We start from the raw sequence: 14,923 nt of genomic DNA, 5'->3' as shown, positions 1-14,923 counted from the left end.
TGAGCTAGCAAAAATGGGCTTCAGAGACGTAACCTCTGAACTCCCCGATGCCCGTTGGGCAGCGGCGGGCGATGTGATCGTGTATGCGTGGTCAGACCGGGCTTGGGGGAGCCGCAAAGCCAATAAGAAAGCCCCGACCATGCCCAACCACGGGCATATCGATATTCGTAGCTATGCGTCGTACATCAGCGATTTCATTCCTGAATCTGGTCGCCCGAACTGGACGGACTACACCAACATCCGCATTTACCGCAAAGTGTTTGACCCCATGCCGACGATTTACATCAAGGCCTTCTTGCACTGCTTGCTGGACTTTGAATGCACCTAAGAGCCTGATGACTCCAAACGCTACAACATGCTCAACACGGCCCTGCCGAGCAACCCCAGTTCACGGCGCTTTGCCTCCTACAAGAGCCACCCCTGGGAGGGCAACGGCAATTCTGAGAAAGGCTCTACCGCCGCAGGTGCGTACCAAATTCTGTACGGTACCTGGAAGGAGAAGTTTGATCTCGGCTTGATTGTTGTGCCTGCAGGCAAAGACAAATTTAGCCCCGAGGTACAGCACCGCATTGCCGTCATGAAACTGTATGACCGGGGGGCGTTGAACTTCATCCGAAAGGGGGACATCGAGAAGGCCATTACCGACACCACCTTGCCCGGCGAGTGGCGCTGTCTTCCCGGTGGCATAGAAAACGCAGAACGCAAAACGGCAGAAGGCAAGCCTATGGATTTGGCTTACGTTATGGGTTTGTTTAACCAGTATTTGGACGAAGAGAAACGAAAGGCGAACCTGAAATGAAGTTATCTATCAAGGCTTTGCGTGGCCTCGCTGCGTGTGTGTTGGGTCTGATGCTCACCCATGGATGGGCGGCCACGCTGAGGGAGGATCAGAAGGCGGTCAAGCAGCTCATGACGAAGATGTATTCGTACTCCATTAACAATTTTGAGTTCGCTGAATTCAATGGCAAATATGACCTGAGTCGATTGTGCAAGTTGCAATCTCAGTTTTTTGATGCGTCTTTATTGGTTTCGCAAGATAAAAAGAAACCATGCCAAAAAAGTGGACGTTACACAGTTGGTAGCAGCGAACTCCTACGTGATATGCAGGACACCGCCCTACCCACCAAAATCGCTACCCCAGTGGTTGAGGGCGATGTAGCCGCTGTCGAAGTCATCACGGATTTGCGTCATTTACCGCTGCCAGAGGGAAGGGGGCGCATCGTATGGTTTTTGAATAAAACCCCTGTGGGCTGGCGCATTGTCAATAGCCTAGATTTTGAAAACTGGCCCATTCAAGATGGCAAGTGCTGGGGGGATTTCGGCAGCCCCCCCACCCCATGGCAAAAGCAGTTTGAAGCACCGCAATGCAAGCCTGGGTTTGTTGATAAACAAATTCATTAGCCTCAAACACATACCGTTCCGGGCGTTGCTGCGCCCAAGCGGAGGCGACTCATGCAAGCTGCTTTATTTAAGCAGCGGATTCAAGTACGAAGTGCCACGTTTTAGAAACGGGTTGGGCCAAGAGTGAATAGGATGCACTTTTGTGACCGGCCAGTCTCAATCGTTGCACCATGACCTATACACACTTGGCCCAAGAAAAAACGATACCAAATCCACAAGCTCAATCGCCAAGGCATACATCTGTCGCAAATTGCCTCAGAACTGGAGCGCAGCACTTCGACGATCAGCCGTGAGCTGCGGCGCAATGCAAGCACCCGTGGCTACCAAGCTGCACTGGCCCAAGAAAGAGCCACAGCGCGACAGAGGCAGCGTCGCAACGCCCGCCAGTTCGATCCACAGCAGTGGCAGCTCGTTGAGCTGTATCTGCGCTTGAGCCTCTCACCCCAGCAAGTCAGTGACCGCCTACCTACTCAATCACCAGCCGCGCAAGTACCTAGGCTACCGTACCCCACATGAGGTCTTCTACAAGCTACCCGTAAGACCTCTTACCCTGCATTCCGTTGCACTTTTTACTTGAATCCACCGCTAAATATGCCTCTGGCGCGCATGGGGCATGCGCAGCTAGCTATTATTTTTGTAGTAACGCGCTTGCTAAGCTTGAGGGCCCGTCACCGTCAGAGCGGCAGGCATTGGCCACTGCATGAGTTCTGCCAAACGGCAAATTACCCACTGCGCCTCGGTGGGGGTCACCACTGAATCTTCTAAGAGCAGGCCTTGCTGGCAGCGCTCCAGCACATCACGCTCGGTGATTCCTAGGCTGAACTGCATGGTGCCTGCGGTTTGCGTGAGCAGGTTGGCCAGGTCTTCACACAGTTCGTAGCGCGCGGCAATGTGCTCGCGCGAGGCGTTGGGCTTGGTGCGCCCCGGCTCCACAAACAAAGCGATGAAGGACTGGGGGATTTCAATTTGGGATTCGTCGGACATAGGTAGGCATTGTCCGCGTAAACCTTACGCGTAAGGCCCCGCCCATGGAGCGGGGCTGCGGACTAGTAAGGCTTGAAGTTGCCTTTGCCACCGCCACCGCCACTGCCTCTGACAGGTGCCGGGGTGAGCGTGTGGCCCATGCGCGCGGCGGCGGGGCTGCGGCGATCTGTCGGGATGCGGGCATGCCGGTCCGGGACCACATAGCGCTCTTCACCGGTCTTGAAAAATGCCACGGACTGTTGCAACTGCTCCGCCTGGCCAGACAGCTCTTCGCTGGTGGCGGCTAGCTCCTCCGAGGCCGAGGCGTTTTGCTGGGTGGCCTTGGACAGCTGCCCCATGGCCCCGCCAATTTGCACCACAGACTCACTTTGCTCCGTACTCGAAGCCGTTATTTCTTGCACCAATTCACTGGTTCTTTGGATGCTGGGCACCATTTGGTCCAACAGCTTGCCAGCCCGTTCGGCCGTGGAGACGCTGTGGACCGCGAGGTCGCCAATTTCCTTCGCCGCCTCTTGGCTGCGTTCTGCCAGTTTGCGTACTTCTGCAGCCACCACCGCAAAGCCCTTGCCGTGTTCGCCCGCACGGGCGGCTTCAATGGCTGCGTTCAGTGCCAAGAGGTTGGTCTGGTAGGCAATGTCATCCACGATGCCGATCTTGCTGGCAATCAGCTTCATCGCCGCCACGGTTTGGGTCACAGCGTCTCCGCCTTCTGAGGCTTCCCGGCTGGCGCTGGTGGCCATGTTGTCCGTCACTTTGGCGTTGTCGCTGTTTTGGCTAATAGAGGCTGACATCACCTCAATTTGGGCGCTGGTTTCTTCTACGCTAGAGGCTTGCTCACTGGCCGCTTGGCTGATGGACTGGGCTGTTGCACTCACTTGGCTAGCGGCTCCGGTGAGCGCGTCGGCGGCGGCCCCTACATCGCGCATGACGCGTGTGAGGTTGTCCGCGGTGCTGTTGGCGCTGTCCTTCACTTGGGCAAACAGACCCTCGTAGTCTCGCTCAATGCGGCGGGTCAGGTCACCCTCGGCAAAGGCAGCCAGCAAGTCGGCCACATCGGTAAGGCCCTGTTCGCTGGTGGTCATGATCTCATTCATGCCAGCGCTTAAGCCCGCATAAAAGCCGGTTTTCCCCTCTAGCGTCAGGCGTTGGCTGAATTCACCATGGGAAGCCGCTTGCACTACGGACGCAATCTCTTTTTCTATGCCCACCTCCGCCGTACGATCCGCCCACTCCACTACCGTGCCTAGGCGTTTTCCATCGGTGTTGACGATGGGGTTGGCGGTCAGACTGAAGTACAGCTCCCCCACTTGGATCTGTGTTTTGTGGGAGCTGGTGAGCCGGGTCAGCATGTCACGTTGGTGCTGGGGTTGGCGGTGGAACACGTCCATAGATTGCCCTATGAGTGCGCCTGCGTTGAATTGCGGCAACAGCTTTCGGAGCTCATGCTCATTGCGCTGCATCATCTGTGTCATGGTTTCGTTCATGTACAGAATGACGTGCTGATCGTCGGCAATCATCACATTGGTACTGGCCTTGTTCAGCGCTTGCACCACCCGCTCGTTCACTACCGCTGCCGCATGCGCGTCAGCCATTTGCTGGCGGGCCGCATTCACCACGTCGCTGATGCGGCGCTTTTCGCCGGGCAGGGCTTCCATGGTTTGCGCAAACGCGCCTTTGGCGTATTGGTCCATGAGGTCTACCGCACGCGCATTGGTGTGCACATGGGCTTGCACCATGGCGTTCACGCCTTGGGCCAAAGAACCAAATGCGCCTGGCAGTGCATCGGTTTCCATGAAGTGCGACATGTCGCCCGCATCATGCTGGCGTGCCATGGTGGCTTGGGCCGTTTGAAACGCGCCCAATACGCGATGCACGGTGATCAGGGACTGCAGCACCTGCGCCGTTTCGTCCCGCGCGGTGGGGGTGTCGGGGGTATGGCCCAAATCGCCGACCGACAGCTCTTCGAGGTGGCGTTGGATGGCGTTGAGCCCGCCATGGGTCACCAAGAAGAAGCTATAAAACATGTAGCCAGCCACCAACAGCACCAGCAGCGTGGTGATGGCCGCAACGGTGAGTTTGTGCTGTAAGGCGTGGATGCGCTTTGCCAGCAATGCGTCCAACACGGGCAGGCCCTTGGTATAGAACGATTGCAGACGTGCCAAGGCAGCTTGGCCTTGGTCAAAGTACTGCGCGGGCGTCATATGGGCCGCTTTCAGCAAGGCCTCCGGGTCTTGGGCGACTGTGAGAAAGCTGCTGGCATCGTCGAACACCGCCATATCAAGTTGCGCTTGGATGGCTGGCTCATAGGCAAACGCCTTGCCTAGAAAACCACGCGCTTGGGCAATTTGGCCCTTCACACCCGCAGACCATACGGCGTAGCGTGTCAGGTCTTTGGTCTCCGGCACTTTTTTGCTGCTGGCCTGGCGCGCTAAGTGGTAACTGCCCCAACCCCAGAGCTGCCCCATGTCTTCGGCCAGTTGGGGAATGAGCGCCATGGTGGTGTACAGGTAGTAGCTGTCGATGTCTGGATCAAGCACCAAGTTAGAGTTGTCACCAATGGCACCTTGCAGTGCCACCAAGCCTTCCGTCACGGGGCCAAATACCGTGCGGCCCTGCGCGTCTACCCCTGTGGGCGACTCTGCGGCTTTGTCCCACGCGGCACCGAGCTTGTCAAAGCTAGTGGTGAGGTCTAAAGGATCGCCAGACTGGGCGAGGTAGCTGCGAAAGCCTTTGATTGCATCCCTTGCCTCCGCTTTTGCGGACTGAAATTGCGCTTGGGTATCTAAGCCGCCCATACCAGCGCGCGTGGCATTGCGAATCTTGAGCACTGCGCTAGACACCGGCACCGCTGCTTGCAGAGCCGCAACGCCTTGGCGTTCTTTGCTAGCGAAGGCAATTTGCTCCGTTTGCGCGGCATACACGTAGTAACCCAATAGCACCACGGGTACGAGAAATATCAGGGAGATCAGCAGCGCTTTGGTCGGAAAGTTCACCGTTCCCATAAGGCGCATACCCGGACCCCACAGAAAACGCTGCGAAGTGCTAGGGGCGGTTGCCGATGCGGAAGTTCCATGTGCCATACGTGAATTCCCTTTCCAACGTAAGGTCTTTATAGCGGCATTCCCGTGCGATGTCCAAGGGTTTCTACCGAGCGTCGGAGCGGCTTAGTCCACGTGGACGACTTGCACCCCCAGTTGGGCAATAGCGATGGGGTCAATGGCTTGGGGCGTCCCATGCACCAGCAAGGTCGCAATGTCCTGCAAAGGCGTTACGAGAAAAGCAGACGCAGCGCCAAGTTTTTCATGCGATGCCATCACCACCGTTTCGGCCGCGTTCTTGTGCAACGCCCGCTTGACCGCAGCCTCTTCGTAATCGCCGGTGGTCAAGCCCATGGTGGTGTGCACACCGGTGACCCCCATGAAATACAGGTCTGCTCGGAAGGCGTTGGCCGCCTCCACCACCGCCGCGCCTACGTTGACCATGGAGTGTCGGTACAGCGTGCCCCCCAGCATGATGATCTGCAGCCGTGGCTTGTGGGCCAAGGCCAAAGCGACGCTGGGGCTGTGGGTCACAAAGGTGGCTTGGAGTGCGGGGTCTAGGTGGTGGGCGAGTTGCAGCGCGGTGGTGCCTCCGTCCAAAAAAACGAGTTGCCCCGGCAGCACCATGGCCGCCCCTGCGCGCGCCAGGGCTTGTTTCTCGGCAGGTGCTATCTGGGCCCGGGTGGGGAGATCCGCCAAGGCCGATGAGGCCGGAAGCGCACCCCCGTGTACCCGTTGCAAATGCCCGCTGCTGGCGAGTTCTCGTAAGTCTCGGCGAATCGTGTCTTCAGACACCCCTAGCTCTTGGCTGAGCGGAGTGGCCTGCACTTGGCCATCTCGGGCTAGGCGGTCAAGGATGAGTTTTTTGCGTTGACGTGTGAGCATGGCGAAAGGGGCTTGAATCTGTCGAAGATGCATATGAATCCGTGCACCGGTTTGCACGAAGTTGCATTACACTGCACGAAATTGCATGGAGTGAAGTATATGTCGACCTCTAGCCCCCGCGTGCGCATCGTGGAAGAGCGCTTGCTCTCTGATAACTGGTACACGCTCAAGACCACCAGTTTTGACTTGCAGCGACGCGATGGGAGCTGGCAACGCCAGCACCGCGAAACCTATGACCGGGGGAACGGCGCAGTGCTACTGCTTTTCAATGCCCGCACGCAGCGGGTGGTGTTGACGCGCCAGTTTCGGTTTCCTGCCTTTGTGAATGGGTGTGAGGACGGCATGCTGATCGAAGCTTGCGCCGGCCTCTTGGATGGTGATGACCCAGAAACATGCATTCGCCGCGAGGCCGCGGAGGAAACGGGTTACCACATACGCACGCCGCGCAAGTTGTTTGAGGCGTATATGAGCCCCGGCTCGGTGACCGAGAAGCTCCACTTTTTTGCGGCTGAGTACGAAGCCCAAGACCGCCTAAGCGAAGGGGGCGGCCATGCCCATGAGGGGGAAGACATTGAGGTGCTAGAACTACCCCTGCAAGACGCCCTGGCCATGGTGCAGCAAGGCGCCATTCAAGACGGCAAGACCATCATGCTCTTGCAGCATGCGGCCTTGGTGGGCTTGCAGGCCTTGTCCCTAGGCTAGGCCTCCCCAAGGGCTACTTGGCAAACCTGCGCGCCGCAAACACGCAGGCAATGATGCCCACGGTAGCCAGCAGCATCAACGCACTCACCGACTCATGCAGCAAGGTGGCGGCCAGCGCCAAGCCAAAAAAGGGCTGCAGCAGTTGGAGCTGCCCCACGGCAGCAATGCCGCCCTGGGCCAAGCCGCGGTACCAAAACACAAAGCCAATGAGCATGCTAAAGAGCGAAACATAGGCCAAGCCCAGCCACGCGCCGGTGCCCACGCCCTCTAGCGTGGCGGGTTGCAGCGCGAGGGCCAGGGCCAGCATCACGGGCAGTGAAATCACCAAGGCCCATGAGATCACCTGCCAGCCACCCAAGGTGCGCGACAGGCGCGCTCCCTCGGCATAGCCCAGGCCGCACACCACGATGGCCGCCAGCATCAGCGCGTCCCCCACGAACGAGGCACTAATGCCTTGCAGCACGGCAAAGCCCACCACCATGGCGCTACCCAAGCAAGAGAAAACCCAAAACGCAGGCTTGGGGCGCTCACCGCCGCGTAGCACGCCAAAGATGGCGGTAGACAGCGGCAGCAAGCCAATGAACACGATGGAGTGCGCCGAGGTCACATGGCGCAGGGCCAGCGCGGTCAGCAGCGGAAACCCCAGCACCACGCACAGCGACACCAAGACCAAGGGCAGCACTTGCGCACGGCTGGGCCGTTTTTCTTGGCCAATGAGCAACAAGGCTGCGGCCAGCAAGCCCGCAATGGCTGCGCGTGCCACGGTCAGAAACACCGGGTCAAACGCCTGCACGGCCACCCGTGTGGCTGGCAATGAGCCGCTAAAAATGAGCACGCCCAACAGCCCGTTGAGCCACCCGCTTGTTTGTTTGTCCATACTTGGCCTCAGAAATAAGCCTTGTTTATCCCATGCAGCGGCGCAAAGGTCCATGCACAATTCAACACAGTTAACCCAAACTGTTATGCCTACAAAACCCACACAGTTAGACGCAGCGGCACGGGCGGCCACGCCCATCGGCAGCCGCACCACGGCAGTGATGCAGGCCATCCACCAGCGCATGGCCGCGCGAAGCTTGGTGAGTGGAGACAAGCTGCCCTCGCTACGCGCGTTTGCGACCACCATGCAGGTATCTACCTCGACCGTGGTGGAGGCTTATGAACGTTTGGCCGCGCAGGGGCTGATTCGCTCGCGCCCGGGGGCGGGTTACTTTGTGGCTGGGCCATCGACGGCGGCGCCCATGCCCTTGACGCTGGCTGCCATGGAGCCGCGCCTAGACCGGGCCATTGATCCTTTGTGGATATCACGCCAGTCCTTAGAGGCCGATGCGGCCACCCTCAAACCCGGCTGCGGCTGGCTGCCTGCCGCGTGGCTGGCCGAGGGCGGCATACGCCAAGCCTTGCGCACCTTGGCACGCAAGGGCGACGCCTCCTTGGCAGAGTACGGCACACCGCTGGGTTTGCTGCCGTTGCGGCAACTGCTTTCCAGGCGCATGGCGGAGCATGGCATTGAGGCACCACCAGACCACATCGTGTTGACCGAGTCCGGCACGCAAGCGATTGACATGGTGTGCCGCCTGTTGATCTCGCCGGGGGATGTGGTGCTGGTAGATGACCCCTGTTACTTCAACTTCCACGCGCTCTTGCGGGCCCACCGGGCCAAGGTTGTGGGCGTGCCCTACACCCCCACCGGGCCCGATCTGGAAGCCTTTGCCAAAGTGCTGAGCGAGCACCAACCCCGCCTGTACATCACCAACTCTGCCATCCATAACCCTACCGGGGCCACGCTGTCCCCCGTGACGGCCCACCGGGTGCTCAAGCTGGCCGAGCAAGCAGGCATGACGATTGTGGAAGACGATATTTTTGGTGACTTTGAGCACACGCCTACGCCGCGCTTGGCGGCCTACGACGGCTTGGAGCGCGTGGTGTACATCGGCAGCTTTTCCAAGACCTTGTCAGCCGCGGCGCGCACGGGCTTTATTGCTGCCCGCCCAGATTGGATTGCCAGCCTCACGGATTTGAAAATTGCCACCACCTTTGGCGGTGGGCGCTTGAATGCAGAGTTGGTCTACCGGGTGTTGAGCGACGGCAGCTACCGCAAGCATATGGAGGGTCTGCGCCTGCGCCTAGCGCGGGCCATGCCCGAAGTGAGCAAGCAGCTCCAAGGCCTGGGCATCGTCCCCTGGTTGGAGCCGCAAGCGGGCATGTTTTTGTGGTGCCGCTTGCCCGAGGGCCTGGACGCCTCTGCCATTGCCCAAGACGCTTTGGCGCACAACGTGGTGCTGGCGCCTGGCAATGCGTTTAGCTTGGCCCAATCGTCCCGCGGGTTTTTACGCTTTAACGTGGCGCAGTCTTTGGACCCGCGTGTGGGCGAGGTGCTGCGCCAGGTGCTCAAGCGCCAAACGGAGAAGGGCTAGCGAGCCAGCGCAGGCTGGCCCGCCCTTTGCCATTTAGCGAGTCTGGCTATGCAGGCGCTGGGCCAGCCACTGGCTCACCGGGCTTTGCGCGTCTTCAAAACCGTGGATGGCGGTGAAGTGGTTGGCGCCGGGCTGCGCGCTGAGCTCGGCTTGGTTGCCCGCAGCCAGCCACGCGCTGTGCAGCAAGGTGGACTGGCGTTCAAACTCTGTGCTCTCGGCGCCCCCCCAGGTGATCCATAGCGGGGTTTTGCAAGGCCGCACGTTGTAGGCCGGGGAGTTGCGCTTCACCACGCCGTCGTCCAGCTGGATCATGGGCTGCAGATAGCTGTAGCGCAGGGGCGCTAAGTCGTACAAGCCGCTGACCAAGATGGCGCTGTGGATGGGGTCTGGCGCCAAGCCGTAGTCGCGTGCCCATTCGGTTTGCAAGCACATGGCCGTGAGGTGGCCGCCCGCGGAGTGCCCACCCAGGGACACCCGGCTGGGGTCGCCACCGTACTGCGCAATATTGCGCACAGTCCAGGCCACAGCGGCACGGCATTGCCGTGTGATCTCGTCAATCGAGACAAACGGGCACAGCGCGTAGTTGATGACCACGGTGGTAATGCCCAAGGGCTGCAAGCCCAGCGCAACGCCGCTGAACTCTTTGCTGCTCAGTGCCCGCCAATACCCGCCGTGGATGAACACAAACACCGGCGCGTTGGGCACATCCGCCGGAAAAATATCCAGCGTTTCATGCACCGTAGGCCCAAAGGGCACATCCAGCACGCAGCGCAAGCTGTCGCGTGCGTGCTGCGCCTTTTGCACATAGTGGCGCCCGGGCTCCGCTGGGTCAGCCAGCCCTAGCGAGGGGTTGTACTGCGCATCGATTTGCGCCTGGGTCTCAAAGGGCGGGTAGAGGGCTTGCATGCTTAAAACGCCGCAATCCCCGTCTGCGCACGGCCCAGAATCAGCGCATGGATGTCGTGGGTGCCTTCGTAGGTGTTCACCACCTCCAGGTTCACCAAGTGGCGGGCCACACCAAACTCGTCGCTGATGCCGTTGCCACCCATCATGTCGCGCGCGACACGGGCAATGTCTAGTGACTTGCCGCAGGAGTTGCGTTTGAGGATGGAGGTGATTTCTACCGCCGCCGTGCCTTCGTCTTTCATGCGCCCTAAGCGCAAGCAGCCTTGCAGGCCCAGCGAGATTTCGGTTTGCATGTCGGCCAGCTTCTTTTGGATGAGCTGGTTGGCCGCCAAGGGCTTGCCAAACTGTTTGCGGTCCAGCACATATTGGCGGGCACGGTGCCAGCAGTCTTCCGCCGCACCCAGTGCGCCCCAGGCAATGCCGTAGCGTGCGCTGTTGAGGCAAGTAAATGGCCCTTTGAGGCCTTGTACTTCAGGAAATGCGTTGTCTTCGGGGCAGAGCACGCCGTCCATGACGATTTCACCGGTGATGCTGGCACGCAGTCCCACCTTGCCGTGGATGGCAGGGGCTGACAAACCTGCCATGCCTTTGTCCAGAATAAAACCACGGATAGGGCCTACCGCCCCGCCTTCGCTTACCTCTTTGGCCCAGACCACAAACACATCGGCAATGGGGCTGTTAGAGATCCACATTTTGGAGCCTGTGAGCTTGTAGCCGCCAGGCACCTTGTGGGCGCGGGTGGCCATGGAGCCAGGGTCGGAACCATGGTCGGGCTCGGTCAGGCCAAAGCAGCCAATCCACTCACCGGTGGCCAGCTTGGGCAGGTACTTTTGTTTTTGGGCTTCGGTGCCGAATTCATAGATAGGCACCATGACCAAGCTGCTTTGCACGCTCATCATGGAGCGGTAGCCACTGTCCACGCGCTCCACCTCGCGGGCGATCAGGCCATAGGCCACGTAGTTCAATCCAGGGCCGCCGTACTGCTCGGGGATGGTGGGGCCCAAGAGGCCCAACTCACCCATCTCGCGAAAGATGGCGGGGTCGGTCTTTTCCGCGCGAAAGGCGTCCAGCACGCGGGGCTGGAGCTTGTCTTGGCAGTAGGCAGCCGCCGCGTCACGCACCATGCGCTCGTCATCGCTGAGTTGGGCGTCTAGGAGGAAGGGGTCTTGCCAGTTGAAGGTGGCTTTGGAAGATGTGGACATAGTGCGTCTTGGGTAAGTTGAATAGGGTGGGGCGGTGTGCCTGCTCAGTCGGGGATGATGGCGGTGACTTCAATCTCCACCTTGGCACGGTCTTCAATGAGTGCCGACACTTGCACCGCAGTCATGGCCGCGTTGAAGCTGCCAATGACTTCGCGAAACGCTTGGCCCACTTCGCGTGAGGCAGCCAGGTATTCTTTTTTGTCGGTCACATACCAGGTCATGCGCACAATGTGTTCCGGCTTGGCACCGGCTTCGGTGAGCACCGCAACCACGTTTTCCAAGGCTTGGCGCACTTGGCCGGCAAAGTCATCGGTTTGGAACTGGCACTGGGCGTCCCAGCCAATCATGCCGGCTACGCACACGGTTTGGCCGCGTGCCATCACGCCATTGGAATAGCCGCGCGGGCGCGCCCAGTGGGCGGGTTGTAGTATTTTCATAGGGGAACTCCTGTGGTGTTGTGCCAGTGGGTGATGGCGTTCAATACATCCGTGGGGATGTTGATCGACTTATGGGTTTCTAAAGAGGTCGTGACCAGGGTTTGCTGCAGCTTGAGGCGCTGGCCGTCGAGTCCGGTCGCGGTAATGTCTAGGGTGATAGATCGCTTGCCTACCCTTGAGGTGCGCAAATGGAAAGCCACGTCTTCACCCATGCGGCTGGGCGCCACAAAGTCACAGTGCAGTGAGACGGTGGGCAGGCCCACTTTGCGCTGGCCAATCAGGTCGGCGTAGTTGATCTTCAAGCCCAGCGTGAACCAGTCTTCAACCAGGCCATTGATCAAGACGAAATACTGCGGGTAAAACACGATGCCCGCCGGGTCGCAGTGCGAAAAGCGTATGGCATAGCTGTTGCTGTACAGCCCCCCGCTGGTGGTGCCCACTGCTTCGGTCGGGTGCAGTGTTTGCATGCCTACACCCCGATGTAGCGTTGCCACAGGCTAGGGTCTGCCCCCAGCTGCGCGGAGTCGCCACTCCACACCACCTTGCCGCGTTCAATGATGGTGTGCTGGTCTGCCAGCTGCACCAAGCGCTGCACGTATTTATCAATCACCAAAATGCTTTGGCCCTGCGCACGCAGCGTGGCCAAGCAGTTCCAAATGTCTTCGCGAATGAGGGGGGCCAAGCCTTCCGTGGCTTCGTCCAAGATGAGCAGGTGCGGGTTGGTCATCAACGCCCGGCCAATGGCCAGCATTTGCTGCTCACCGCCTGAGAGTTGGTTGCCCATATTGCGCGCCCGTTCCGCCAAGCGCGGGAATAGCGCGTACACGCGGTCCAGCGTCCACGGGTCTTTGCTGGCGTTGCGCTTGGCCGCAAAGGCGCGCAAGTTTTCAGCGACCGACAGCGTTGGGAAAATCATGCGCCCTTCTGGCACCACCGCCATGCCCATGCGGGCGATGCGGTCCGCGCTGAGTTGGTCGATGCGTTCGCCGCGAAAGTGGACCGTGCCACCGTGCGCACGGGTCAAGCCCAAGATGGAGCGCACGGTCGTGGTTTTGCCCATGCCGTTGCGGCCCAACAAGGTGGACACACCGCCCTCTTTGATCGCAAGACTGATATCAAACAGCACTTGGCTTGCGCCGTAGGCCGTTTGCAATTGTTTGACTTCTAGCAGCGCGCTCATGCGGCCTCCTGTGCGGGACCCGTGGGATGGGCTTCGTCGCCCAGGTACGCCCGTTTGACCTCTGGGTTGTCTTTGATGTGCTGTGCGTCGCCGCAGGCGATGACCTTGCCGAACACCAGCACCGAGATGGTGTCGGCCAAGCGGAACACCGCATCCATGTCGTGCTCCACCAGCAAGATAGTGGTTTCACCGCGCAAGCTTTGCAGCAGACCCACCATGCGCTCCGACTCGTCGGGCCCCATGCCGGCCATAGGTTCATCCAAGAGCAGCAGCTTGGGGCGGGTTGCCAGCGCCAAGCCGACTTCCAGCTGTCGCTGCTCGCCATGCGACAAGGCATTGGCCAAGCGGTGCAGGTGCTGACCCAAGCCTACGCGTTCGGCCACGGCTTGGGCTTTGGCGTAGCGTTCTTTGTCGGAGCGGGAGCTGGTCCAAAACCTGAAGCTGCTGCCCTCAACGGCTTGTACGGCCAAGGCAATGTTGTCCAGCACCGACAAGCGACCAAAAATACTGGTGATCTGGTAGGAGCGCACCAAGCCCAAAAGTGCCCGCTCATGCATGGGCAAGGTGGTGACGTCCTGGCCGCAAAAATGGATGCTGCCAGAGTCAGAGTGCAAGGCGCCCGATATTTGGTGAATCAGCGTAGTCTTGCCAGCACCGTTGGGGCCAATCAAGGCATGAATTTCACCTTGGCCCACGCTCACGCAGGCGTGGTCGGTAGCGGTCAGCCCGCCAAAGCGCTTGACGAGCTTGTCGACCTTCAATACGGCGGTACTCATACACCCTCCTTGCGGCGCAGAAAGCTGCTAATGCCATTGGGCGCAAGCAATACAACCCCCAGCAACACAGCACCCAAGCCCAGTTGCCAGTGGATGGTGTAGTGGCTAAGAAGCTCTTCTAACAAAAGAAACACGATGGCACCCATCACGCCCCCGTACAAGTGGCCGACACCTCCCAAAATCACCATGATCATCAGCATGCCCGACTGGCTCCACTGCATCATGGCGGGGCTCACGAAACTGCCTACATTGGCAAACAAAGCGCCCGCCAAGCCTGCCAGCGCACCGGCAATGGTGAACGCCACCAGCTTGTAGCGAAACACAGGGAAACCGATGGCTGTCATACGCACTTCATTCTCTCGAATGGCTTGCAAGGCATGCCCGAAGCGCGCGTTGAGCAAGCGCGTAACACCCACCAAGGCCAGCACCAAGATGCCCAAGGTGAGGTAGTAAAAGTGGGTGTCGTCCCCCAGGTCCAAGCCCATGCCCACAGTGGAGCGACTTGCCAAGGACAAGCCATCGTCACCGCCATAGGCCTTGAGTGAAATCACCAGGTAGTACAGCATCTGTGCAAATGCCAGCGTGATCATGATGAAGTAAACACCTTGGGTGCGCAGGCTCACAAATCCGACGAGCAAGGCGATCAGGGCACTCAGGCCCACGGCGAGCGGCCAAGCGACCCACGCGGACACCACGCCAGATTGCATCAGGACCGCAACGCAGTAAGCGCCAACGCCTACAAAGGCGGCATGCCCGAAGCTCACCATGCCACCAAAACCCAAAATCAGGTTGAGGCTGGTAGCGGCCAATGCAAAGATCAGCACACGGGTGGCCAAGCCTACATAAAACGTATCGCCGGCCCAAGCTGCCAAGGCGGGCAAGGCCAAGAGCACGGCCAAGGCAGGTAGTGACCAACGCAACTGCAGCGAATGGTCCAAGATGCTGGTGGCCGTCTTGGGGGTAGAGGTACTGTGTGACATGGTGGGAGAGGAAGACAT

At 59.6% G+C, this 14,923-nt stretch carries 17 protein-coding genes; 6 read left to right on the top strand and 11 right to left on the bottom strand.

Annotated elements, in window-relative coordinates; all coding sequences use genetic code 11:
• The first annotated feature begins 13 nt into the window (after nt 1–13).
• From EXZ61_RS19525 to EXZ61_RS19510, 4 genes are all read left to right on the top strand, one after another.
• Entirely contained in the window at nt 14–328 is a 315-nt protein-coding gene (locus tag EXZ61_RS19525; protein WP_142813558.1) for a hypothetical protein, read from the top strand.
• A gap of 27 nt (nt 329–355) precedes the next feature.
• Nucleotides 356–799, top strand: a complete 444-nt coding sequence (locus EXZ61_RS19520; protein ID WP_142813556.1) for a lysozyme family protein — start codon at nt 356–358, stop codon at nt 797–799.
• Entirely contained in the window at nt 796–1,401 is a 606-nt protein-coding gene (locus tag EXZ61_RS19515; protein WP_142813554.1) for a hypothetical protein, read from the top strand. Before EXZ61_RS19520 ends, EXZ61_RS19515 begins: the two co-directional genes overlap by 4 nt.
• Before the next feature lie 177 nt (nt 1,402–1,578).
• Nucleotides 1,579–1,917: a helix-turn-helix domain-containing protein gene (locus tag EXZ61_RS19510; protein WP_142814329.1), complete on the top strand. Its 339-nt coding sequence runs from the start codon at nt 1,579–1,581 to the stop codon at nt 1,915–1,917.
• A 135-nt stretch (nt 1,918–2,052) separates the two neighbouring features.
• On the opposite strand, the gene EXZ61_RS19505 is transcribed toward EXZ61_RS19510, so the two are convergent.
• The 3 genes from EXZ61_RS19505 to EXZ61_RS19495 all read right to left on the bottom strand — a co-directional run bounded on the left by EXZ61_RS19505 (nt 2,053) and on the right by EXZ61_RS19495 (nt 6,308).
• Nucleotides 2,053–2,385: an ATPase with chaperone activity gene (locus tag EXZ61_RS19505; protein WP_142813552.1), complete on the bottom strand. Its 333-nt coding sequence runs from the start codon at nt 2,383–2,385 to the stop codon at nt 2,053–2,055.
• Between the two features lie 62 nt (nt 2,386–2,447).
• Nucleotides 2,448–5,396 carry a methyl-accepting chemotaxis protein gene (locus tag EXZ61_RS22265; protein WP_237219013.1) on the bottom strand — a complete coding sequence of 983 codons (2,949 nt, stop codon included), beginning with the start codon at nt 5,394–5,396 and terminating at the stop codon, nt 2,448–2,450.
• A 153-nt stretch (nt 5,397–5,549) separates the two neighbouring features.
• Nucleotides 5,550–6,308 carry a DeoR/GlpR family DNA-binding transcription regulator gene (locus EXZ61_RS19495; RefSeq protein WP_142813551.1) on the bottom strand — a complete coding sequence of 253 codons (759 nt, stop codon included), beginning with the start codon at nt 6,306–6,308 and terminating at the stop codon, nt 5,550–5,552.
• 99 nt (nt 6,309–6,407) lie between these two features.
• Here EXZ61_RS19495 and nudK point away from each other — a divergent pair, with 99 nt between their 5' ends.
• Nucleotides 6,408–7,010, top strand: a complete 603-nt coding sequence (gene nudK, locus EXZ61_RS19490) for a GDP-mannose pyrophosphatase NudK (protein ID WP_142813549.1) — start codon at nt 6,408–6,410, stop codon at nt 7,008–7,010.
• A 13-nt stretch (nt 7,011–7,023) separates the two neighbouring features.
• Here the strand turns inward: nudK and EXZ61_RS19485 are convergent, their stop codons facing one another.
• On the bottom strand, nt 7,024–7,887 hold the full coding sequence (locus EXZ61_RS19485) for a DMT family transporter (RefSeq protein WP_142813547.1): 864 nt from the start codon (nt 7,885–7,887) through the stop codon (nt 7,024–7,026).
• Between the two features lie 85 nt (nt 7,888–7,972).
• On the opposite strand from EXZ61_RS19485, the gene EXZ61_RS19480 reads away from it, so the two are divergent.
• Nucleotides 7,973–9,424 (top strand): aminotransferase-like domain-containing protein, encoded by a 1,452-nt coding sequence (locus tag EXZ61_RS19480; protein ID WP_201799092.1) that lies wholly within the window; start codon nt 7,973–7,975, stop codon nt 9,422–9,424.
• Between the two features lie 33 nt (nt 9,425–9,457).
• Here the strand turns inward: EXZ61_RS19480 and EXZ61_RS19475 are convergent, their stop codons facing one another.
• The 7 genes from EXZ61_RS19475 to EXZ61_RS19445 are packed head-to-tail and all read right to left on the bottom strand — an operon-like array spanning nt 9,458 to nt 14,923.
• Nucleotides 9,458–10,330 carry an alpha/beta hydrolase gene (locus EXZ61_RS19475; protein ID WP_142813545.1) on the bottom strand — a complete coding sequence of 291 codons (873 nt, stop codon included), beginning with the start codon at nt 10,328–10,330 and terminating at the stop codon, nt 9,458–9,460.
• A gap of 2 nt (nt 10,331–10,332) precedes the next feature.
• Nucleotides 10,333–11,532 (bottom strand): acyl-CoA dehydrogenase, encoded by a 1,200-nt coding sequence (locus EXZ61_RS19470; protein ID WP_142813543.1) that lies wholly within the window; start codon nt 11,530–11,532, stop codon nt 10,333–10,335.
• Between the two features lie 44 nt (nt 11,533–11,576).
• Nucleotides 11,577–11,969, bottom strand: coding sequence for a RidA family protein (locus EXZ61_RS19465; RefSeq protein WP_142813541.1), 393 nt, complete (start codon nt 11,967–11,969; stop codon nt 11,577–11,579).
• Entirely contained in the window at nt 11,966–12,436 is a 471-nt protein-coding gene (locus EXZ61_RS19460) for an acyl-CoA thioesterase (protein WP_142813539.1), read from the bottom strand. Before EXZ61_RS19460 ends, EXZ61_RS19465 begins: the two co-directional genes overlap by 4 nt.
• Before the next feature lie 2 nt (nt 12,437–12,438).
• The gene (locus tag EXZ61_RS19455; protein ID WP_142813537.1) at nt 12,439–13,149 is read right to left on the bottom strand and encodes an ABC transporter ATP-binding protein; all 711 of its coding nucleotides are present in this window, start codon (nt 13,147–13,149) and stop codon (nt 12,439–12,441) included.
• A complete protein-coding gene (locus EXZ61_RS19450) occupies nt 13,146–13,925 on the bottom strand; it encodes an ABC transporter ATP-binding protein (protein ID WP_142813535.1) in 780 nt (259 codons plus the stop codon). Before EXZ61_RS19450 ends, EXZ61_RS19455 begins: the two co-directional genes overlap by 4 nt.
• Complete coding sequence (locus tag EXZ61_RS19445) at nt 13,922–14,923, bottom strand: branched-chain amino acid ABC transporter permease (RefSeq protein ID WP_237219012.1); 1,002 nt, start codon at nt 14,921–14,923, stop codon at nt 13,922–13,924. The genes EXZ61_RS19450 and EXZ61_RS19445 overlap by 4 nt, the downstream gene beginning before the upstream one ends.

The organism is Rhodoferax aquaticus (assembly GCF_006974105.1).
GTDB lineage: Bacteria > Pseudomonadota > Gammaproteobacteria > Burkholderiales > Burkholderiaceae_C > Allorhodoferax > Allorhodoferax aquaticus_A.
Note: the sequence above shows the minus strand (reverse complement) of the source record. Positions and strands in the feature narration are given on the sequence as shown.

Bases quoted from the DNA above. Each gene is read 5' to 3' on its own strand.
- EXZ61_RS19525 (WP_142813558.1), top strand. From the start codon at position 14: ATGGGCTTCAGAGACGTAACCTCTGAACTCCCCGATGCCCGTTGGGCA.
- EXZ61_RS19520 (WP_142813556.1), top strand. From the start codon at position 356: ATGCTCAACACGGCCCTGCCGAGCAACCCCAGTTCACGGCGCTTTGCC.
- EXZ61_RS19515 (WP_142813554.1), top strand. From the start codon at position 796: ATGAAGTTATCTATCAAGGCTTTGCGTGGCCTCGCTGCGTGTGTGTTG.
- EXZ61_RS19505 (WP_142813552.1), bottom strand. From the start codon at position 2,385: ATGTCCGACGAATCCCAAATTGAAATCCCCCAGTCCTTCATCGCTTTG.
- EXZ61_RS22265 (WP_237219013.1), bottom strand. From the start codon at position 5,396: ATGCGCCTTATGGGAACGGTGAACTTTCCGACCAAAGCGCTGCTGATC.
- EXZ61_RS19495 (WP_142813551.1), bottom strand. From the start codon at position 6,308: ATGCTCACACGTCAACGCAAAAAACTCATCCTTGACCGCCTAGCCCGA.
- nudK (WP_142813549.1), top strand. From the start codon at position 6,408: ATGTCGACCTCTAGCCCCCGCGTGCGCATCGTGGAAGAGCGCTTGCTC.
- EXZ61_RS19485 (WP_142813547.1), bottom strand. From the start codon at position 7,887: ATGGACAAACAAACAAGCGGGTGGCTCAACGGGCTGTTGGGCGTGCTC.
- EXZ61_RS19480 (WP_201799092.1), top strand. From the start codon at position 7,973: ATGCCTACAAAACCCACACAGTTAGACGCAGCGGCACGGGCGGCCACG.
- EXZ61_RS19475 (WP_142813545.1), bottom strand. From the start codon at position 10,330: ATGCAAGCCCTCTACCCGCCCTTTGAGACCCAGGCGCAAATCGATGCG.
- EXZ61_RS19470 (WP_142813543.1), bottom strand. From the start codon at position 11,532: ATGTCCACATCTTCCAAAGCCACCTTCAACTGGCAAGACCCCTTCCTC.
- EXZ61_RS19465 (WP_142813541.1), bottom strand. From the start codon at position 11,969: ATGAAAATACTACAACCCGCCCACTGGGCGCGCCCGCGCGGCTATTCC.
- EXZ61_RS19460 (WP_142813539.1), bottom strand. From the start codon at position 12,436: ATGCAAACACTGCACCCGACCGAAGCAGTGGGCACCACCAGCGGGGGG.
- EXZ61_RS19455 (WP_142813537.1), bottom strand. From the start codon at position 13,149: ATGAGCGCGCTGCTAGAAGTCAAACAATTGCAAACGGCCTACGGCGCA.
- EXZ61_RS19450 (WP_142813535.1), bottom strand. From the start codon at position 13,925: ATGAGTACCGCCGTATTGAAGGTCGACAAGCTCGTCAAGCGCTTTGGC.
- EXZ61_RS19445 (WP_237219012.1), bottom strand. From the start codon at position 14,923: ATGTCTTCCTCTCCCACCATGTCACACAGTACCTCTACCCCCAAGACG.